Raw genomic sequence first — 18,971 nt, 5'->3', positions numbered from 1 at the left:
GTTCAACCTGTGATGCAAAGGGCAGGCCGTGACGGTAACACCCTCTGCACGCGAAGGCTGTCACAGAACAGTCCATTGCGCCAATTGACCCAATAACAAGCCAATACGGGTCGGATACGCCTCAAAAGGGTGCGGTGCAATTCCGGCTCGATACAACAAGAGCGATTTGGAGGTTGTGAATGAAGATGTTGAAAACCACCCTGGCAGTCCTGACCGCTGCCGCCGCGCTGGGCGCCGTGAGCAATGCCCAGGCCGGCGCCACCTATGATGCGGTCAAGAAGAAGGGCTTCGTCCAGTGTGGCGTGAGCGACGGTCTTCCAGGCTTCTCGGTACCTGATGCGAAGGGCAAGATCGTCGGCATCGACGCCGATGTCTGCCGCGCCGTGGCCGCCGCCGTATTCGGCGATGCCACCAAGGTCAAGTTCAGCCAGCTCAACGCCAAGGAACGCTTCACTGCCCTGCAATCGGGCGAGGTCGATGTGCTGTCGCGTAACACCACCTGGACCAGCTCGCGCGATGCCGGCATGGGTCTGGTATTCACGGGTGTCACCTACTATGACGGCGTTGGCTTCCTGGTCAACAAGAAGCTCGGCGTTTCCAGCGCCAAAGAGCTCGATGGCGCGACCATCTGCATCCAGGCCGGTACCACCACCGAGCTGAACGTCTCGGACTTCTTCCGCGCCAATGGCCTGAAGTACACCCCGATTACCTTCGACACCTCTGACGAGAGCGCCAAATCGCTGGAGTCTGGCCGTTGCGACGTGCTGACTTCGGACAAATCGCAGCTGTTCGCCCAGCGCTCCAAACTGGCCGCGCCGACCGAATACGTGGTGTTGCCGGAAACCATCTCCAAGGAACCGCTGGGCCCGGTAGTGCGCAAAGGCGACGAGGATTGGTTCAGCATCGTCAAGTGGACCTTGTTCGCCATGCTCAACGCCGAAGAGGCGGGCATCACCTCCAAGAACGTCGAGGCCGAAGCCAAGTCCACCAAGAACCCGGATGTCGCCCGACTGCTGGGTGCGGATGGCGAGTACGGCAAGGACCTCAAGCTGCCCAAAGACTGGGTAGTGCAGATCGTCAAGCAAGTGGGTAACTATGGCGAAGTGTTCGAGAAGAACCTGGGCCAGAGCACTAACCTGAAGATCGACCGTGGCATGAACGCCCTGTGGAACAACGGCGGCATCCAGTACGCGCCTCCAGTGCGCTGATGGCTGCACCCTGCGGCGGCATTCGGCCGCCGCAGGTTGTTCGGAACCCTACTTTCCGGGGCATTTCATGCAAAATCGAATCGGCGCACAAAAGGGGCTATCCCTGAATGATCCGCGTGTGCGCGCGTGGCTGTTCCAGATTCTCACGATCGTCTTCGTGGTCGGTCTGGGCTGGTACCTGTTCCACAACACGCAGACCAACCTTCAACACCGGGGCATCACCTCGGGCTTCGAGTTCCTCGACCGCAGTGCCGGCTTCGGTATCGCCCAGCACCTGATCCCCTATGTGGAATCCGACAGTTATGCGCGGGTGTTCGTCATCGGCCTGCTCAATACGCTGTTGGTGACCTTCATCGGCATCATTCTGGCGACGATACTGGGCTTCATCATCGGTGTGGCTCGCCTGTCACCGAACTGGATGATCAACAAACTGGCGACCGTGTATGTGGAAACCTTCCGCAACATTCCGCCGTTGTTGCAGATCCTGTTCTGGTACTTCGCCGTGTTCCTGACTCTGCCGGGACCGCGGGGCAGCATCAACTTCGATGACAAGTTCTTCATCAGCAACCGTGGCTTGAACATGCCTGGCGCGACCATGGCTGATGGCTTCTGGCCATTTGTGGTGGCCTTGGCAATAGCCATTGCCGCTATAGCCGTGATGGTGCGCTACGCCAACAAGCGCTTCAACGAAACAGGCGTGCCGTTTCACAAGTTCTGGGTGGGGCTGCTGCTGTTCATCGCTATCCCGAGCCTGAGCGTGCTGGTGTTCGGCAGCCCGGTAACCTGGGATATGCCGCAGCTCAAGGGCTTCAACTTCGTCGGGGGCTGGGTGCTGATCCCGGAGCTGCTGGCGCTGACCTTGGCGCTGACTATCTATACGGCAGCCTTCATCGCCGAAATCGTGCGTTCCGGCATCCGTTCGGTCAGCCATGGCCAGACCGAAGCGGCTCGCTCGTTGGGCCTGCGCGAGGGCCCGACCCTGCGCAAGGTGATCATCCCCCAGGCACTGAGGGTGATCATTCCGCCGCTGACCAGCCAGTACCTGAACCTGGCGAAGAACTCGTCGCTGGCGGCCGGTATCGGCTATCCGGAGATGGTCTCGCTGTTCGCCGGTACCGTGCTCAACCAGACCGGACAAGCCATCGAGGTGATCGCCATCACCATGAGCGTCTATCTCGCCATCAGCATCAGCATTTCGCTGCTGATGAACTGGTACAACAAGCGCATTGCGCTGATCGAGCGATGAGGATACGCCCGTGAATGCCCATGTTTTCAAACCTGACATGCCGCCACCGGTGAAAACCGTCGGCGTGCTCGCATGGATGCGCACCAATCTGTTCTCCAACTGGCTCAACACGCTGCTGACCTTGTTCGCGATCTACCTGATATGGCTGATTGTGCCGCCATTGCTACAGTGGGCGTTGCTCGACGCCAACTGGGTCGGCACCACCCGTGCCGATTGCACCAAGGAGGGCGCCTGCTGGGTGTTCGTGCAGCAGCGCTTCGGCCAGTTCATGTACGGCTACTACCCCACCGAGCTGCGCTGGCGCGTGGACCTGACCGTGTGGCTTGCAGTCATCGGCGCCGCGCCATTGTTCATCAAGCGTTTCCCGCGCAAGGCCATCTACGGCCTGGCCTTCCTGGTGCTGTACCCGGTGTTGGCCTACACCCTGCTGCATGGGGGGTATCTGGGCCTGCAAAACGTACCCACCAGCCAGTGGGGCGGGCTGATGCTGACCCTGGTGATCGCTACCGTGGGCATTGTCGGCGCCTTGCCTTTGGGCATCCTGCTGGCCCTGGGCCGGCGTTCGAGGATGCCGGCCGTGAAGGTGGTGTGTGTGACCTTCATCGAGTTCTGGCGCGGCGTACCGCTGATCACCGTGTTGTTCATGTCGTCGGTGATGTTGCCGCTGTTCCTGCCCGAAGGCATGAGCTTCGACAAGCTGCTGCGGGCGATGATCGGTGTAATCCTGTTCCAGTCGGCGTACATCGCCGAGGTGGTGCGTGGCGGCCTGCAGGCCATCCCCAAGGGTCAGTACGAAGCCGCCGCGGCCATGGGCCTTGGCTACTGGCGCTCGATGGGGCTGGTGATCCTGCCGCAGGCGCTGAAGCTTGTGATTCCCGGCATCGTCAACACCTTCATTGCCCTGTTCAAGGACACCAGCCTGGTGATCATCATCGGCCTGTTCGACCTGTTGAACAGCGTCAAGCAAGCAGCCGCAGACCCGGCCTGGCTGGGCATGGCCACCGAGGGCTACGTGTTCGCCGCCCTGGTGTTCTGGATTTTCTGTTTCGGTATGTCCCGCTACTCCATGCATCTGGAGCGCAAGCTGGACACTGGCCACAAGCGTTAGGAGTTTCGAAATGAGTGAAGCGATCAAGCAGCCTGCTGGCCCCGAAGGCATCATCCAGATGCAGGGTGTGAACAAGTGGTATGGCCAGTTCCATGTGCTCAAGGACATCAACCTGAACGTGCGCCAGGGCGAACGCATCGTGCTGTGCGGGCCATCCGGCTCGGGCAAGTCCACCACCATCCGCTGCCTTAACCGCCTGGAAGAGCACCAGCAAGGGCGTATCGTGGTCGATGGCGTGGAGCTGACCAACGACCTCAAGCAGATCGAGGCCATCCGCCGCGAGGTGGGCATGGTGTTCCAGCACTTCAACCTGTTCCCGCACCTGAGCATTCTGGAGAACTGCACCCTGGCGCCAATGTGGGTGCGCAAGATGCCACGACGCAAGGCCGAGGAAATTGCCATGCACTACCTGGAGCGTGTGCGGATTCCGGAGCAGGCACACAAGTACCCTGGCCAGTTGTCTGGCGGCCAGCAGCAGCGTGTGGCCATTGCCCGCGCGTTGTGCATGAAGCCCAAGATCATGCTGTTCGACGAGCCGACGTCGGCACTGGACCCGGAAATGGTCAAGGAAGTACTCGATACCATGGTGGGCCTGGCCGAGGATGGCATGACCATGCTCTGTGTGACCCACGAAATGGGCTTTGCCCGTACCGTGGCGAACCGGGTTATCTTCATGGACAAGGGCGAGATTGTGGAGCAGGCCGCGCCGGATGATTTCTTCGACCGGCCGCGCAGTGACCGGACCAAGTTGTTCCTCAGCCAGATCCTCCACTGATGCTGTTTGGGCTGCGCGGCAGCCCTTCGCGGGCGTGCCCGCTCCCACATGTTTAGCGTTGGCTTTGGAGCCTACTTAAATCCTGTGGGAGCGGGCGTGCCCGCGAAGGGCCGCAACGCAGCCCCGGCTTTATTTATTTTCCTGGCTGGCAGCCGGCGCCGGCGGCGGCCGCAGCCCCACCTCGGCGATCAGTTTCAACGGCTGCCCGTTGCGCATCACCTCAATGGTGATCTTCTCGTTGGGCTTGATCCGCGCTACCTGGTTCATCGACTTGCGCCCGTCTCCGGCCGGCTCGCCATTGATGCTCAGGATCACGTCACCCAGTTGCAGCCCGGCCTTGGCGGCTGGCCCTTCGCGGAAGATGCCCGCCACCACGATGCCTGGGCGGTCCTTCATGCCGAACGACTCTGCCAGCTCCTGGCTCAGTGGCTGTACTTCGATGCCCAGCCAGCCACGTATCACCTGGCCATGTTCGACGATCGACTTCATCACCTCCAGTGCCAGCTTTACCGGGATGGCGAAGCCGATGCCCTGCGAGCCGCCGGACTTGGAGAAGATCGCGGTATTGATGCCGATCAGGTTGCCATTGGCATCCACCAGCGCACCACCGGAGTTGCCTGGGTTGATCGCCGCGTCGGTCTGGATGAAGTCTTCGTAGTTGTTAAGCCCCAGCTGATTGCGGCCAGTGGCGCTGATGATGCCCATGGTCACAGTCTGGCCGACGCCGAACGGGTTGCCGATGGCCAGCGACACGTCGCCGATGCGAATGTTGTCGGAACGGCCGATGGTGATTGCCGGCAGGTTCTTCAAGTCGATCTTCAGCACCGCAAGGTCGGTTTCCGGGTCGCTGCCGATCACGCGGGCCAAAGTCTCGCGGCCATCCTTCAGGGCGACGACGATCTGGTCGGCACCGCTGGTGACATGGTTGTTGGTCAGCAGGTAGCCCTCAGGGCTCATGATTACCGCCGAGCCCAGGCTTGATTCCCAGCGGCGCTGTTTGGGCAGGTTGTCACCGAAGAAGCGGCGGAACTGCGGGTCCTCGAACAGCGGGTGGGCGCTTTTGTTCACCACCTTGGTGGTGTACAGGTTGGCCACCGCCGGGGCGGCCAGGGTCACGGCGTCGGCGTACGACACCGGACCTTGCATGATCCGCGTGGTCTGTGGCGCTTGCTGCAGGTTGACGTCCTGGCTGGGCAGCCCGACCCATTGCGGAAAACGCTGGATGATCAGCATGGCGATCAGTATGCCGGTAAGCAGGGGCCAGCCGAAGTAACGCAAAGCCTTGAACATGAACGAATCCTGGAAAGAGCAGGGGCCAGCGGCCTGGCAGTGGGGCATGAGCGCGCGCGATCATACACCGGTTCCCCCAGTGACGGCGACGGCCCATAATGGCCGGCATTATACGGGCGTTCGTCAGGCGTTGCGCCCGAGAAAAGCGCAGTTTTCGAGGAGATTTTCATGGCCGTTGCTCTAAGTACCCTGGTCGAGGAAGCCGAGCGTTATCTGGGCAGTGCGAAGATCCAGGATTATTGCCCAAATGGCCTGCAGGTCGAAGGCCGGCCGCAGGTTAGCCGTATTGTCAGTGGTGTTACCGCCAGCCAGGCATTGCTGGATGCCGCGGTCGAGGCCGAGGCCGATCTGGTGCTGGTGCACCATGGTTATTTCTGGAAGGGCGAGAACCCGTGCATCACCGGCATTCGCCAGCGTCGCCTGAAGACCTTGCTGAATAACGATATCAGTCTGCTGGCGTTTCACCTGCCCTTGGACGTGCACCCGGAAGTCGGCAACAACGTGCAACTGGCGCGGCAACTGGAGATCACTGTCGAAGGGCCACTTGACCCGGAAAACCCCAAAGTGGTCGGGCTGATTGGTTCGCTGGCCGAATCCATGACCGCGCGCGATTTTGCCCGTCGGGTTCAAGGCGTGCTGGGGCGTGAGCCGTTGCTGGTCGAAGGCAACGACATGATCCGCCGGGTGGGCTGGTGCACCGGCGGCGGGCAGGGCTATATCGACACGGCGATTGCCGCCGGGGTGGACCTGTACCTGACCGGTGAGGCGTCCGAGCAGACCTACCACAGTGCGCGCGAGAATGGCGTCAGCTTCATTGCTGCCGGGCACCATGCCACCGAGCGCTATGGGGTGCAGGCGCTGGGCGATTACCTGGCACGACGGTTCGCGGTGGAGCACCTGTTCATCGATTGCCCTAATCCCATCTGATAGCGGTGTCGCCCTCTTCGCGGGTGAACCCGCTCCTACACGGGCCTGTAGGAGCGGGTTCACCCGCGTAGAGGCCGGCCCTGCCAGCCCAAACCCCCAGTCATATCGTTAGATTTTTTCGATCTAGCCAGCCTCCTAAATAGAAGCAGCCGCTGTGATAAAGTGGCTCGCTCGAACACGGCCCGCAGGCCGTCCATAAGATCGTTTTTCGTGAGTAGCCATGGTCGACAAACTGACGCACTTGAAACAGCTGGAGGCGGAGAGCATCCACATCATCCGCGAGGTGGCCGCCGAGTTCGACAACCCGGTGATGCTGTACTCGATCGGCAAGGACTCCGCCGTGATGCTGCACCTGGCGCGCAAGGCCTTCTTCCCGGGCAAGCTGCCGTTCCCGGTGATGCACGTCGACACCCAGTGGAAATTCCAGGAGATGTACAGCTTCCGCGACAAGATGGTCGAGGAAATGGGCCTGGAGCTGATCACCCACGTCAACCCCGAGGGTGTGGCGCAGGGTATCAACCCGTTCACCCATGGCAGCTCCAAGCATACCGACATCATGAAGACCCAGGGCCTGAAGCAGGCGTTGGACAAGCATGGTTTCGACGCTGCCTTCGGTGGCGCGCGCCGCGACGAAGAGAAGTCGCGGGCCAAGGAGCGTGTGTATTCGTTCCGTGACAGCAAGCACCGCTGGGACCCGAAGAACCAGCGCCCCGAGCTGTGGAACGTGTACAACGGCAAGGTCAACAAGGGTGAGTCGATCCGTGTCTTCCCGTTGTCGAACTGGACCGAACTGGACATCTGGCAGTACATCTACCTTGAAGGCATCCCGATCGTGCCGCTGTACTTCGCTGCCGAGCGTGAAGTCATCGAGAAGAACGGCACCCTGATCATGATCGACGACGAGCGCATCCTCGAGCACCTCTCCGAGGAAGAAAAAGCCCGCATCGTCAAGAAGAAGGTGCGTTTCCGTACCCTCGGCTGCTACCCGCTGACGGGCGCTGTCGAATCGGAAGCCGAGACCCTGACGGACATCATTCAGGAAATGCTCCTGACCCGTACGTCCGAACGCCAGGGCCGTGTCATCGATCACGATGGCGCCGGTTCCATGGAAGACAAGAAACGCCAAGGCTACTTCTAATTTCAGGGTTACTCCATGTCGCACCAATCTGATCTGATCAGCGAGGACATCCTCGCCTACCTGGCCCAGCATGAGCGCAAGGAACTGCTGCGCTTTCTGACTTGCGGCAACGTTGACGACGGCAAGAGCACCCTGATCGGGCGCCTGCTGCACGATTCGAAGATGATCTACGAGGACCACCTCGAGGCCATCACCCGTGATTCGAAGAAAGTCGGCACCACCGGCGAAGAAGTCGACCTGGCGCTGCTGGTAGATGGCCTGCAGGCCGAGCGCGAGCAGGGCATCACCATCGATGTCGCCTACCGCTACTTCTCCACCGCCAAGCGCAAGTTCATCATCGCCGACACCCCGGGCCACGAGCAGTACACCCGCAACATGGCTACCGGTGCGTCCACCTGCGACCTGGCGATCATCTTGGTCGATGCCCGCTACGGTGTGCAGACCCAGACCCGTCGCCACAGCTACATCGCGTCGTTGCTGGGCATCAAGCACATCGTGGTCGCGGTCAACAAGATGGACCTGAAGGGCTTCGATGAAGGCGTCTTCGAGTCGATCAAGGCCGACTACCTGAAGTTTGCCGAAGCCATCAACCTGACCCCGAGCAGCCTGCACTTCGTGCCGATGTCGGCGCTCAAGGGTGACAACGTGGTCAACCACAGCGAGCAATCGCCGTGGTACGCCGGCCCGACGCTGATGGAAATCCTCGAAACCGTCGAGGTTTCGGCCGACCGCAACTTCACCGACCTGCGTTTCCCGGTGCAGTACGTCAACCGTCCCAACCTGAACTTCCGCGGCTTCGCTGGCACCATTGCCAGCGGCGTGGTGCACAAAGGTGACGAGATTGTCGTGCTGCCGTCGGGCAAGAGCAGCCGGGTCAAGTCCATCGTCACCTACGAAGGTGAACTGGAAAACGCCGGCCCAGGCCAGGCCGTGACCCTGACCATGGAAGACGAGATCGACATCTCCCGTGGCGACCTGCTGGTACATGCCGACAACGTCCCGCCGGTAACTGACCACTTCGACGCCATGCTGGTGTGGATGGCCGAGGAGCCGATGCTCCCGGGCAAGAAATACGACATCAAGCGTGCCACCAGCTACGTACCAGGCTCGATTGCCAGCATCACCCACAAGGTCGATGTGAACACCCTGGAGCAGGGCGCTGCCAGCGCGCTGCAGCTGAACGAGATCGGCCGCGTCAAGGTTGCCCTGGACACCTCGATTGCCCTGGACGGTTACGACAGCAACCGCACCACCGGTGCGTTCATCGTCATCGACCGCCTGACCAATGGCACCGTTGGCGCCGGCATGATCATCGCCCCGCCCGTGTTGCCACACGGCAGCACCGGCCATCATGGCAAGCAGGCCCACGTGTCCACCGAAGAGCGCGCCCTGCGCTTCGGCCAGCAGCCAGCCACCGTGCTGTTCAGCGGCCTGTCGGGTGCTGGCAAGAGCACCTTGGCTTATGCCGTGGAGCGCAAGCTGTTCGACATGGGCCGCGCGGTGTACGTGCTCGACGGCCAGAACCTGCGTCACGACCTGAACAAGGGCCTGCCACAGGACCGCGCCGGCCGCACCGAGAACTGGCGCCGCGCCGCCCACGTGGCGCGCCAGTTCAACGAAGCCGGCATGCTGACCCTGGCTGCGTTCGTGGCCCCGGATGCCGAAGGCCGCGAACAGGCCAAGGCGCTGATCGGCAAGGAGCGCCTGGTGACCGTTTACGTCCAGGCCTCGCCGCTGGTCTGCCGCGAGCGTGACCCGCAAGGCCTGTACGCTGCCGGTGGCGACAACATCCCGGGCGAGAGCTTCCCGTTCGATGTGCCGCTGGATGCTGATCTTGTGATCGACACCCAGGCCACCAGCGTGGACGAAGGCGTGAAACAGGTGCTGGACGTGCTGCGTCAGCGTGGCGCGATCTAAGCGCTAGCCTGCAAGGAGAACCCCGCTTCGGCGGGGTTTTTTGTCTCGCGTTCAGGATCCTTCCCACTGTTCGGAAAGATCTGTCCTATATATGTTTCTCCGACACCGGTATCACCCGCCTTTCCTTGACTGCTTTGTACGAAAAACTCGAATAGATCTCCTTCACCCCCGGCAACCGCTGCAGCACCTCCCGGGTAAATTCCCCAAACGACTCCAGGTCCCGTGCCAGGATCTCCAGCAGAAAGTCATAGCGCCCGGAGATGTTGTGGCAGGCGACGATTTCGGGAATTTCCATCAGCCGCTGTTCGAACGCCAGCGCCATGTCCTTGGTGTGCGAGTCCATCATGATGCTGACGAATGCGGTCACGCCAAACCCCAGCGACTTGGGCGAGAGGATGGCCTGGTAGCCGGTGATGTAGCCGTTTTCTTCCAGCAGCTTGACCCGTCGCCAGCAGGGCGAGGTGGTCAGTGCCACCTGATCGGCGAGTTCGGCAACGGTGAGGCGGGCGTTGTCCTGCAAGGCGGCGAGCAGGGCACGGTCGGTGCGGTCGAGGCTTGAAGGCATATTTTGCCCTCCTGGTCCGGTGATTATTGTTTTTGTTCCAGAAAGCACGCCTATGTGTAGGCTATTTTGGAAAAAATTGGGCGGCTCGGTGGCATAAGCTTACAACAAACCACAAGAGGCCGTTGCCATGCGCGACTCCCACGACAACACCGGTTTTTCCACGCGGGCCATTCACCATGGCTACGACCCGCTGTCCCACGGTGGCGCCTTGGTGCCGCCGGTGTACCAGACGGCCACCTATGCCTTCCCCACTGTTGAGTACGGCGCTGCCTGCTTCGCCGGAGAGGAGGCGGGGCACTTCTACAGCCGCATCTCCAACCCCACGCTGGCCTTGCTGGAGCAGCGCATGGCTTCGCTTGAGGGCGGTGAGGCGGGCTTGGCGTTGGCATCAGGGATGGGTGCGATTACCTCAACCATCTGGACCCTGCTACGGCCTGGCGATGAGCTGATTGTGGGGCGCACCTTGTATGGCTGCACCTTCGCTTTTCTGCACCACGGTATTGGTGAGTTCGGCGTCAAAGTACGCCATGTCGATCTCAACGATGCCAAGGCTCTGAAGGCGGCGATAAACAGCAAAACGCGGATGATCTACTTCGAAACACCGGCCAACCCCAATATGCAGCTTGTGGACATTGAGGCGGTTGTCGAGGCGGTGCGGGGGCATGATGTGCATGTTGTGGTCGATAACACCTACTGTACGCCGTACCTGCAGCGGCCACTGGAGCTGGGGGCGGACCTGGTGGTGCACTCGGCAACCAAGTACCTCAGTGGCCACGGTGATATCACTGCGGGTTTGGTGGTGGGGCGCAAGGCGTTGGTCGATCGCATTCGCCTGGAAGGGCTGAAGGATATGACCGGGGCGGTGCTGTCACCGCATGACGCGGCGTTGCTGATGCGCGGTATCAAGACCCTGGCCCTGCGAATGGACCGGCATTGCGCCAATGCTCAGAAGGTGGCCGAATTTCTGGCTCGGCAGCCGCAGGTGGAATTGATTCATTACCCGGGGCTACCGTCTTTTGCCCAGTACGCGTTGGCCCAGCGACAGATGCGTTTGCCTGGGGGGATGATTGCGTTTGAGCTCAAGGGTGGCATTGAGGCGGGGCGGCGCTTCATGAATGCGCTGCAGCTCTTTGCCCGGGCGGTGAGCCTGGGAGATGCCGAGTCGCTGGCGCAGCATCCGGCGAGTATGACGCATTCTAGCTACACGCCGCAGGAGCGGGCGCATCATGGGATATCGGAGGGGTTGGTGCGTCTGTCGGTGGGGCTGGAGGATGTGGAGGACCTGCTGGCAGATGTCGAACAGGCATTGCAGGCCTGCTGTTAGGTTGCCTGCACTGGCCCCTTCGCGGGCACGCCCGCTCCCACAGGTATTCCACAAGTTTCACATGCTGTGGTGTACCTGTGGGAGCGGGCGTGCCCGCGAAGGGGCCAGTGAATCCAGCCCACAAAAAAGGCCTCTTGCGAGGCCTTTTGCATGTTCAGCAGATCAACGCTTGAGCCCGTAGCTCTCATCCAGCATGCCCGGCGAGTTGGGCGCTTTCGGCGCATAGTCGCGCGGCACTTCGGCGGTGTCTTTAGGCGGGGTCAGGCGGTCACGTGGGCCTTGCGGCGCATCGGAGTGCAGTGCAGCCAGCAGGCGTTGGCGAGTGACGTCATCGAGGGCCAGGCTGTTGGCGCCTTCAGCCAGGTGATCCTGTACGTCCTGGTAGCTCTGGGTCAGTTTCTTGACCAGCATGGCGGTGCTGTTGAAGTGGGTGACCACTTCGTTCTGGTAGCTGTCGAAGCGCTTCTGGATGTCATCCAGTTGACGCTGGGTGTTGCTCGGCGCCGCGTTGGGCAGCAGGCGGGCAACAATGAAACCGACTGCCACACCGATGACCAAGGCCAGGGTTGGCAACAACCAAACAAGGAGCGAGAGTTCCACGAGTCCTTCCTCTATAAACGGCTTTGCTTTACGTTAACGGCTCAGACCTGCGCTGTATACCGCGAGCGATCGCAAATCAGAACAGAATTTCACACCTAGACGAATCGACCCTTCCCGAGGTCACGGAGTAGTGCCTTGCTTGTCCGCGAAACCCCCTTGTTCATCGATGGCCCTTGCGGCCAGCTTGAAGCTTTGTACCTCGACGTGGCGCAAGCCCGTGGCGCGGTGCTGATCTGCCATCCTAACCCGGTCCAGGGCGGCACCATGCTCAACAAGGTTGTCTCGACCCTGCAGCGCACCGCACGTGATGCCGGTTATGTGACCCTGCGTTTCAACTACCGTGGCGTCGGCCAGAGTGCTGGCAGCCATGACATGGGCGCTGGCGAAGTGGCCGATGCCGAGGCCGCTGCAGCATGGCTGCGTGCCAGGCACCCCGGGCTACCGCTGGTGCTGATGGGCTTTTCGTTCGGTGGTTTCGTTGCCACCAGCCTGGCCGGGCGCCTTGAAACAGCAGGTGTCGAGTTGCAGCACCTGTTCATGATCGCCCCGGCGGTCATGCGCCTGACCGCCGAATTCCCGCTGCCGCAGCGCTGCCCGATCACCGTGGTGCAGCCGGACGCCGACGAAGTCGTCGCGCCGCAGCTGGTTTACGAATGGTCCGACAGCCTGTCGCGTCCCCATGAGCTGCTGAAAGTGGCAGAATGCGGACACTTCTTCCATGGCAAGCTGACCGATCTGAAGGATCTGCTGCTGCCGCGCCTTTCGAACTGAGCCAAGCCTGAATAAGCGAACACCCATGACCACGCGCATTCTTACCGGTATCACCACCACCGGCACTCCGCACCTGGGCAACTACGCCGGCGCCATCCGCCCGGCGATCCGTGCCAGCCAGCAGCCCGGTGTCGACTCGTTCTACTTCCTGGCCGACTACCATGCCCTGATCAAGTGCGACGACCCGCTGCGCATCCAGCGTTCGCGCCTGGAAATCGCCGCCACCTGGCTGGCCGGTGGCCTGGACCCGGACAAGGTGACCTTCTATCGCCAGTCCGATATCCCGGAAATTCCCGAACTGACCTGGCTGCTGACCTGCGTTGCTGCCAAAGGCCTGCTGAACCGTGCGCATGCCTACAAGGCCTCGGTGGACAAGAACGTCGAGAACGGCGAAGACCCGGACGCCGGCGTGACCATGGGCCTGTTCAGCTACCCGGTGCTGATGGCCGCCGATATCCTGATGTTCAACGCCAACAAGGTGCCGGTCGGTCGTGACCAGATCCAGCACGTGGAAATGGCCCGCGACATCGGCCAGCGCTTCAACCACCTGTTCGGCCAGGGCAAGGACTTCTTCGCCTTGCCGGAGGCTGTGATCGAAGAAAGCGTGGCGACCCTGCCGGGCCTGGACGGGCGCAAGATGTCCAAGAGCTATGACAACACCATCCCGTTGTTCACCAGCGCCAAGGACATGAAAGACGCCATCTCGCGCATCGTCACCGATTCGCGCGCGCCCGGTGAGGCGAAAGACCCGGACAACGCGCACCTGTTCACCCTCTACCAGGCCTTCTCGACGCCTGAGCAATGCGCCGGGTTCCGCGAAGAACTGCTGCAGGGCCTGGGCTGGGGCGATGCCAAGCAGCGCCTGTTCCAGCTGCTGGACGGCCAGCTGGCCGAGAAGCGCGAGTACTATCACCAACTGATCGCCCGGCCGGCGGACCTGGAAGACATCCTGCTGGCCGGCGCCGCCAAGGCCCGCAAGATCGCCACGCCGTTCCTCGAGCAGCTGCGCGAGGCCGTTGGCTTGCGTTCGTTCCGCAGCAGCGTGCAGGCCAGCACCGAGGTGAAGAAGAAGGCTGCCAAGAGCGCACGCTTCGTCAGCTTCCGTGACGAAGACGGCAGCTTCCGTTTCCGCCTGCTGGCCGCCGACGGTGAGCAACTGCTGCTGTCGCGCAGCTTCGCCGACGGCAAAAGTGCTGGCGCCGTGAGCAAGCAGTTGCAGCAGGGTGGCGAGGCCGATGTCCGCGTCGAAGGCCTGAGCTTCGGCCTGTGGCTCGATGGCGAGCAGGTCGCCGAAGGGCCGCAGTTCGAAAGCGCCGAAGCTCGTGATGCCGCCATTCAGAGCCTGAACGAAGCTTTGGCGCCACAGCAGGACTGAGGCTGGCAAACGGTGGGAGCGGGCGTGCCCGCGAAACAGGTGCCGCGTTGCATGGCACCGGCTTTGCCGGTGTTCGCGGGCACGCCCGCTCCCACAGACTGATTGCCATTAAGCGGGCCTGTCGCTACAGTGACGGCCCGTTTTTTGTTGCCTCGCTAACGAATCATGACTCCCTTAGAACGCTATCAAGCAGATCTGAAACGTCCCGACTTCTTCCATGACGCGGCGCAGGAAACTGCGGTGCGTCACCTCCAGCGCCTGTACGACGACCTGGTGCACGCGCAGAACAACAAGCCGGGCGTGTTCGGCAAGCTGTTCGGCAAGAAGGGGCAGACCCCGGTCAAGGGCCTGTACTTCTGGGGTGGGGTAGGGCGAGGCAAGACCTACCTGGTTGATACCTTCTACGAAGCGCTGCCGTTCAAGCAGAAGATGCGTACGCACTTCCACCGCTTCATGAAGCGTGTGCACGAGGAAATGAAAACCCTCAAGGGCGAGAAGAACCCGCTGACCATCATCGCCAAGCGCTTCAGCGAAGAAGCCAAGGTGATCTGCTTCGACGAATTCTTCGTGTCGGACATTACCGACGCCATGATCCTCGGCACCTTGATGGAAGAGCTGTTCAAGAATGGCGTGTCGCTGGTGGCCACCTCCAACATCGTGCCGGACGGCCTGTACAAGGATGGCCTGCAGCGTGCGCGCTTCCTGCCGGCCATCGCCATGATCAAGCAGTACACCGACGTGGTGAACGTCGATAGCGGGGTCGACTACCGTCTGCGTCACCTGGAGCAGGCTGAACTGTTCCACTTCCCGCTCGATGACGCGGCGCACCAGAGCATGCGCGCCAGCTTCAAGGCGCTCACCCCTGAGTGCACCCAGGCGATCGAAAACGACGTGCTGATGATCGAGAACCGCCCGATCAATGCCCTGCGTACTTGCGACGACGTCGCCTGGTTTGACTTCCGCGCCCTGTGCGACGGGCCGCGTAGCCAGAACGACTACATTGAGCTGGGCAAGATCTTCCACGCCGTATTGCTGAGCAACGTAGAGCAGATGGGTGTCACCACCGACGACATCGCCCGTCGTTTCATCAACATGGTGGACGAGTTCTACGATCGCAACGTCAAGCTGATCATCTCGGCCGAGGTGGAGTTGAAGGACCTGTATACCGGTGGGCGTCTGAGCTTCGAGTTCCAGCGTACCCTGAGCCGGTTGCTGGAGATGCAGTCGCACGAATTCCTGGCGCGCGCGCACAAGCCTTAACGGCAGCGGCAAGCTTCAGGCGGCAAGGAACATTCAGGGCAAAGCGCCATCCACCCTGGTTTTCCTTGTCGCTTCAAGCGCGAAACCTGCCGCTCTGGAGGCCTCTCAGGCTTCCTGCATGAACTGCTGCCGATACTGGTTCGGCGACAACTCGGTGTGCTGGCGGAACAGTCGCGCAAAGAAACTGGCATCGTCATACCCCACCTCGTAACTGATGGTCTTGATGCTTTTGCGCGTACTCGACAACAACCCCTTGGCTGTTTCGATGCGTAGCCGTTGCAGGTAGTGCAGGGGCTTGTCACCTGTTGCGCCCTGGAAGCGGCGCATGAAGTTGCGGATGCTCATGCCGTGGTTGCGGGCCACATCCTCGAAGCGGAACTTGTCGGCGAAGTGTTCCTCCAGCCAGTGCTGGATCTGCAGGATGATCAGGTCCTGGTGCAGCTTCTGCCCGCCAAAGCCCATGCGCCCCGGGGTGTAGTTGCGTTGTACTTCGTAGAGGATATCGCGGGACACCGCACGGGCCACGTTGGCGCCGCAGAAGCGTTCGATCAGGTAGATGTACAGGTCGCAAGCTGAAGTTGCACCGCCGGCGCAATAGATATTGTCGGCATCGGTCAGGTGCTTGTCCTGGTTCAGGCGGATCTGCGGGAAGCGTTCGGCAAAGCTGTTGAAGAAGCGCCAGTAGGTGGTCGCCTCCTTGCCATCGAGCAGGCCGGATTCGGCCAGCCAGAACACACCACTGGCCTCGGCGCACAGCACCGCGCCACGCGCATGCTGTTCACGCAGCCACGGCAGCACCTGGGGATAACGTTGCAGCAGGTTGTCGAAGTCATCCCAGTAGGCCGGGAGGATGATCACATCGGCGTCGTCCAGGCCGCCGTCAACCGGTAACTGCACATTGCTGAAGCTGTCCACGGGCTGGCTGTCGGGGCTCACCAGGCGGATTTCGAACATGGGCTGCAAGCCCAGGCCCAGCTGCTTGCTGTAGCGCAGACTGGCGAGGTGGAAGAAGTCCTTGGCCTGCATCAAGGTCGAAGCGAACACCTTGTCAATGGCCAGGATGCTGACGCGCCGCAGCGACGCTGAGGGTTGGGTAAACATCATTGTCATTGTTCTTATAGGGTAGAGTGGTCAATCACCGGCTGGATCGTCTTATTTTTTGGCGATTGTGTCTACCCCATGGAACAGCGGCGCGCAGTGTTTGGCTCAAGGCGCCGGGTTGGGTTGTTCCTGATGAATGGCTTCGATCGCTGTCAGCAGATCGGCGCTCAGGTTCAGTTCAAGGCTGGCCAGGTTGCTGTCCAACTGCTCCAGGCTGGTGGCGCCAATGATGTTGCTGGTCACGAACGGCTGTCGGGTGACGAACGCCAGGGCCATTTGCGCCGGGTCCAGGCCGTGCTCGCGGGCCAGCTGCACGTAGCGGCTGCAGGCCGCCACGGTCTGTGGGTTGGAGTAACGGGCAAAGCGGCTGAACAGGGTCAGGCGTGCATTGTCCGGCCGTGCGCCGTTCTCGTACTTGCCAGAAAGCATGCCGAATGCCAGCGGCGAATAGGCCAGCAAGCCACATTGCTCGCGTATGGCCACTTCTGCCAGGCCCACCTCGAAGCTGCGGTTGAGCAGGTTGTACGGGTTCTGGATCGATACCGCCCGCGGCCAGCCATGGCTCTCGGCCAGTTGCAGGAATTTCATGGTGCCCCACGGCGTTTCGTTGGACAGGCCGATATGACGGATCTTGCCCGCACGTACCTGCTCGTCGAGCACCTGGAGGGTTTCTTCCAGTGGGGTGAAGTGATCCTGCGGCAGGTGCTGGTAGCCCAGCTTGCCGAAGAAGTTGGTGCTGCGCTCTGGCCAGTGCAACTGGTACAGGTCAATCCGGTCGGTCTGCAGGCGCTTCAGGCTTTCGTCCAGCGCCGCGACGATGTGCTGACGGTTGTGCTTGAGCTGCCCGTCGCGGATATGGCTGATGCCGTTGCCCGGGCCTGCAACCTTGCTGGCCAGGATCCACGCGTCGCGGTCGCCATGTTCACGGAACCAGTTGCCGATGATGCGCTCGGTGGCTGCGTAGGTTTCCGGGCGTGGAGGGACCGGGTACATCTCGGCGGTGTCGATGAAGTTGACCCCGGCGGCCTTGGCCCGGGCAATTTGTGCGAAGGCCTCGGCCTGGATGTTCTGCTCGCCCCAGGTCATGGTGCCCAGGCACAGGGCGCTGACGTTGAGATCGGTACGGCCGAGCTGGCGGTATTCCATCGGTTAGTCACTCCTTGGCAATAGATGCTCATCAAAGCAGGTTGAAATTTTTCGCGCAATCTGGATAATTCAGCACCTCTCCGCGTGGCGGAAGTGATGCACCATCACGCAGGAAGAACCCCGTCGAACATTGGCGTGCCCGACCCGAGCCCCCAAAAGCGTCTGTGTTCGGCTGCGCGCTTGCCCTTGGCAAGCTGTGCACTATCCAGTAAGATTCGCCGTCTATTTTTCGCTGGGCGGCCTCTGAGGCTTTAGAGAATGAAAACTTTTACTGCTAAACCGGAAACAGTAAAGCGCGAGTGGTTCGTAGTCGACGCCGCTGGCCAGACCCTGGGTCGTCTGGCTACCGAAATCGCTACCCGTCTGCGTGGCAAACACAAACCAGAATACACCCCTCACGTTGACACCGGCGACTACATCGTCGTTATCAACGCCGAGCAGGTTCGTGTGACTGGTGCCAAGTCTTCCGACAAAATGTACTACTCCCACTCCGGTTTCCCAGGCGGTATCAAGGAAATCAACTTCGAGAAGTTGATCGCCAAGGCCCCTGAGCGTGTTATCGAAACTGCGGTCAAGGGCATGCTGCCTAAGAACCCGCTGGGTCGCGACATGTACCGCAAGCTGAAAGTGTACGCGGGTGCTGCTCACCCACACACTGCTCAGCAGCCTCAAGAACTGAAGATCTAACGGGATAGTTCATTATGTCGGCGACTCAAAATTACGGCACTGGCCGTCGCAAGACCGCAACCGCTCGCGTATTCCTGCGTCCGGGTACTGGTAACATTTCCATCAACAACCGTTCTCTGGACGTGTTCTTCGGTCGCGAAACCGCTCGCATGGTTGTTCGCCAGCCGCTCGAGCTGACTGAATCCGTTGAGAAATTCGACATCTACGTCACCGTTTCCGGTGGTGGTGTCAGCGGTCAAGCCGGTGCGATCCGTCACGGTATCACCCGCGCTCTGATGGAATACGACGAAACCCTGCGTGGCGCTCTGCGTCGTGCTGGCTACGTCACCCGCGACGCTCGTGAAGTTGAGCGTAAGAAAGTGGGTCTGCGTAAAGCGCGTAAGCGTCCTCAGTACTCCAAGCGTTAATACCGCTTCGGCAGTCGAAAAAAGCCCGGTTCCTTGGAACCGGGCTTTTTTTTTAGGCTTGAACTAACCTGTCAGCAGTCAGTGGCCGCTTGTCGCATAGACGCAGATCAAGCAAAGCGCGGGTTG

General features: G+C 61.1%; 18 protein-coding genes. 13 read left to right on the top strand and 5 right to left on the bottom strand.

The window, feature by feature from the left end:
* Positions 1–179: 179 nt before the first annotated feature.
* The 4 genes from AC3B5Q_RS21440 (at position 180) to AC3B5Q_RS21425 (ending at position 4,337) form a co-directional block, all read left to right on the top strand.
* The gene (locus AC3B5Q_RS21440) at positions 180–1,208 is read left to right on the top strand and encodes an amino acid ABC transporter substrate-binding protein (protein WP_021784126.1); all 1,029 of its coding nucleotides are present in this window, start codon (positions 180–182) and stop codon (positions 1,206–1,208) included.
* A gap of 67 nt (positions 1,209–1,275) precedes the next feature.
* A complete protein-coding gene (locus AC3B5Q_RS21435) occupies positions 1,276–2,454 on the top strand; it encodes an amino acid ABC transporter permease (protein ID WP_021784127.1) in 1,179 nt (392 codons plus the stop codon).
* Positions 2,455–2,464: 10 nt separating this feature from the next.
* Complete coding sequence (locus tag AC3B5Q_RS21430) at positions 2,465–3,562, top strand: amino acid ABC transporter permease (protein ID WP_021784128.1); 1,098 nt, start codon at positions 2,465–2,467, stop codon at positions 3,560–3,562.
* Positions 3,563–3,572: 10 nt separating this feature from the next.
* Positions 3,573–4,337: an amino acid ABC transporter ATP-binding protein gene (locus tag AC3B5Q_RS21425; protein WP_003251792.1), complete on the top strand. Its 765-nt coding sequence runs from the start codon at positions 3,573–3,575 to the stop codon at positions 4,335–4,337.
* Between the two features lie 129 nt (positions 4,338–4,466).
* On the opposite strand, the gene algW is transcribed toward AC3B5Q_RS21425, so the two are convergent.
* The gene (gene algW / locus AC3B5Q_RS21420; RefSeq protein ID WP_021784129.1) at positions 4,467–5,627 is read right to left on the bottom strand and encodes a Do family serine endopeptidase AlgW; all 1,161 of its coding nucleotides are present in this window, start codon (positions 5,625–5,627) and stop codon (positions 4,467–4,469) included.
* Between the two features lie 168 nt (positions 5,628–5,795).
* On the opposite strand from algW, the gene AC3B5Q_RS21415 reads away from it, so the two are divergent.
* The 3 genes from AC3B5Q_RS21415 (at position 5,796) to cysN (ending at position 9,609) form a co-directional block, all read left to right on the top strand.
* A complete protein-coding gene (locus AC3B5Q_RS21415) occupies positions 5,796–6,554 on the top strand; it encodes a Nif3-like dinuclear metal center hexameric protein (RefSeq protein WP_021784130.1) in 759 nt (252 codons plus the stop codon).
* Positions 6,555–6,774: 220 nt separating this feature from the next.
* On the top strand, positions 6,775–7,692 hold the full coding sequence (cysD, locus tag AC3B5Q_RS21410) for a sulfate adenylyltransferase subunit CysD (RefSeq protein WP_003251799.1): 918 nt from the start codon (positions 6,775–6,777) through the stop codon (positions 7,690–7,692).
* Positions 7,693–7,707: 15 nt separating this feature from the next.
* Positions 7,708–9,609, top strand: a complete 1,902-nt coding sequence (gene cysN, locus AC3B5Q_RS21405; RefSeq protein WP_084852049.1) for a sulfate adenylyltransferase subunit CysN — start codon at positions 7,708–7,710, stop codon at positions 9,607–9,609.
* A gap of 85 nt (positions 9,610–9,694) precedes the next feature.
* Here the strand turns inward: cysN and AC3B5Q_RS21400 are convergent, their stop codons facing one another.
* Positions 9,695–10,174, bottom strand: coding sequence for an Lrp/AsnC family transcriptional regulator (locus AC3B5Q_RS21400; RefSeq protein ID WP_003251803.1), 480 nt, complete (start codon positions 10,172–10,174; stop codon positions 9,695–9,697).
* A 127-nt stretch (positions 10,175–10,301) separates the two neighbouring features.
* On the opposite strand from AC3B5Q_RS21400, the gene AC3B5Q_RS21395 reads away from it, so the two are divergent.
* Positions 10,302–11,498, top strand: a complete 1,197-nt coding sequence (locus AC3B5Q_RS21395) for a methionine gamma-lyase (RefSeq protein WP_021784133.1) — start codon at positions 10,302–10,304, stop codon at positions 11,496–11,498.
* 162 nt (positions 11,499–11,660) lie between these two features.
* Here the strand turns inward: AC3B5Q_RS21395 and AC3B5Q_RS21390 are convergent, their stop codons facing one another.
* Positions 11,661–12,098, bottom strand: a complete 438-nt coding sequence (locus AC3B5Q_RS21390) for a Z-ring associated ZapG family protein (RefSeq protein ID WP_010952432.1) — start codon at positions 12,096–12,098, stop codon at positions 11,661–11,663.
* A gap of 135 nt (positions 12,099–12,233) precedes the next feature.
* Between AC3B5Q_RS21390 and AC3B5Q_RS21385 the strand changes: the two genes are divergently transcribed.
* The 3 genes from AC3B5Q_RS21385 to zapE all read left to right on the top strand — a co-directional run bounded on the left by AC3B5Q_RS21385 (position 12,234) and on the right by zapE (position 15,504).
* Positions 12,234–12,869 (top strand): alpha/beta hydrolase, encoded by a 636-nt coding sequence (locus tag AC3B5Q_RS21385; RefSeq protein WP_084850857.1) that lies wholly within the window; start codon positions 12,234–12,236, stop codon positions 12,867–12,869.
* 25 nt (positions 12,870–12,894) lie between these two features.
* On the top strand, positions 12,895–14,244 hold the full coding sequence (locus tag AC3B5Q_RS21380) for a tryptophan--tRNA ligase (RefSeq protein ID WP_021784136.1): 1,350 nt from the start codon (positions 12,895–12,897) through the stop codon (positions 14,242–14,244).
* 165 nt (positions 14,245–14,409) lie between these two features.
* Positions 14,410–15,504 carry a cell division protein ZapE gene (gene zapE / locus AC3B5Q_RS21375; protein ID WP_021784137.1) on the top strand — a complete coding sequence of 365 codons (1,095 nt, stop codon included), beginning with the start codon at positions 14,410–14,412 and terminating at the stop codon, positions 15,502–15,504.
* A 105-nt stretch (positions 15,505–15,609) separates the two neighbouring features.
* On the opposite strand, the gene AC3B5Q_RS21370 is transcribed toward zapE, so the two are convergent.
* The gene (locus AC3B5Q_RS21370; RefSeq protein ID WP_172402841.1) at positions 15,610–16,530 is read right to left on the bottom strand and encodes a GlxA family transcriptional regulator; all 921 of its coding nucleotides are present in this window, start codon (positions 16,528–16,530) and stop codon (positions 15,610–15,612) included.
* Between the two features lie 180 nt (positions 16,531–16,710).
* Positions 16,711–17,751, bottom strand: coding sequence for an NADP(H)-dependent aldo-keto reductase (locus AC3B5Q_RS21365; RefSeq protein ID WP_021784138.1), 1,041 nt, complete (start codon positions 17,749–17,751; stop codon positions 16,711–16,713).
* A 258-nt stretch (positions 17,752–18,009) separates the two neighbouring features.
* Between AC3B5Q_RS21365 and rplM the strand changes: the two genes are divergently transcribed.
* Entirely contained in the window at positions 18,010–18,438 is a 429-nt protein-coding gene (gene rplM, locus AC3B5Q_RS21360; RefSeq protein WP_003251819.1) for a 50S ribosomal protein L13, read from the top strand.
* A gap of 14 nt (positions 18,439–18,452) precedes the next feature.
* On the top strand, positions 18,453–18,845 hold the full coding sequence (rpsI, locus tag AC3B5Q_RS21355) for a 30S ribosomal protein S9 (RefSeq protein WP_003251821.1): 393 nt from the start codon (positions 18,453–18,455) through the stop codon (positions 18,843–18,845).
* The last annotated feature ends 126 nt before the right edge of the window (positions 18,846–18,971 follow it).

The organism is Pseudomonas sp. D5(2026) (assembly GCF_057766845.1).
The sequence above is the reverse complement of the archived record's forward strand: the minus strand, read 5'-3'. Positions and strand labels throughout refer to the sequence as shown.

Excerpts from the sequence above, each read along its gene's own strand:
- AC3B5Q_RS21440 (WP_021784126.1), top strand. The coding sequence starts at position 180 with ATGAAGATGTTGAAAACCACCCTGGCAGTCCTGACCGCTGCCGCCGCG.
- AC3B5Q_RS21435 (WP_021784127.1), top strand. The coding sequence starts at position 1,276 with ATGCAAAATCGAATCGGCGCACAAAAGGGGCTATCCCTGAATGATCCG.
- AC3B5Q_RS21425 (WP_003251792.1), top strand. The coding sequence starts at position 3,573 with ATGAGTGAAGCGATCAAGCAGCCTGCTGGCCCCGAAGGCATCATCCAG.
- algW (WP_021784129.1), bottom strand. The coding sequence starts at position 5,627 with ATGTTCAAGGCTTTGCGTTACTTCGGCTGGCCCCTGCTTACCGGCATA.
- AC3B5Q_RS21415 (WP_021784130.1), top strand. The coding sequence starts at position 5,796 with ATGGCCGTTGCTCTAAGTACCCTGGTCGAGGAAGCCGAGCGTTATCTG.
- cysD (WP_003251799.1), top strand. The coding sequence starts at position 6,775 with ATGGTCGACAAACTGACGCACTTGAAACAGCTGGAGGCGGAGAGCATC.
- cysN (WP_084852049.1), top strand. The coding sequence starts at position 7,708 with ATGTCGCACCAATCTGATCTGATCAGCGAGGACATCCTCGCCTACCTG.
- AC3B5Q_RS21400 (WP_003251803.1), bottom strand. The coding sequence starts at position 10,174 with ATGCCTTCAAGCCTCGACCGCACCGACCGTGCCCTGCTCGCCGCCTTG.
- AC3B5Q_RS21395 (WP_021784133.1), top strand. The coding sequence starts at position 10,302 with ATGCGCGACTCCCACGACAACACCGGTTTTTCCACGCGGGCCATTCAC.
- AC3B5Q_RS21380 (WP_021784136.1), top strand. The coding sequence starts at position 12,895 with ATGACCACGCGCATTCTTACCGGTATCACCACCACCGGCACTCCGCAC.
- zapE (WP_021784137.1), top strand. The coding sequence starts at position 14,410 with ATGACTCCCTTAGAACGCTATCAAGCAGATCTGAAACGTCCCGACTTC.
- AC3B5Q_RS21370 (WP_172402841.1), bottom strand. The coding sequence starts at position 16,530 with ATGCAGGCCAAGGACTTCTTCCACCTCGCCAGTCTGCGCTACAGCAAG.
- AC3B5Q_RS21365 (WP_021784138.1), bottom strand. The coding sequence starts at position 17,751 with ATGGAATACCGCCAGCTCGGCCGTACCGATCTCAACGTCAGCGCCCTG.
- rplM (WP_003251819.1), top strand. The coding sequence starts at position 18,010 with ATGAAAACTTTTACTGCTAAACCGGAAACAGTAAAGCGCGAGTGGTTC.
- rpsI (WP_003251821.1), top strand. The coding sequence starts at position 18,453 with ATGTCGGCGACTCAAAATTACGGCACTGGCCGTCGCAAGACCGCAACC.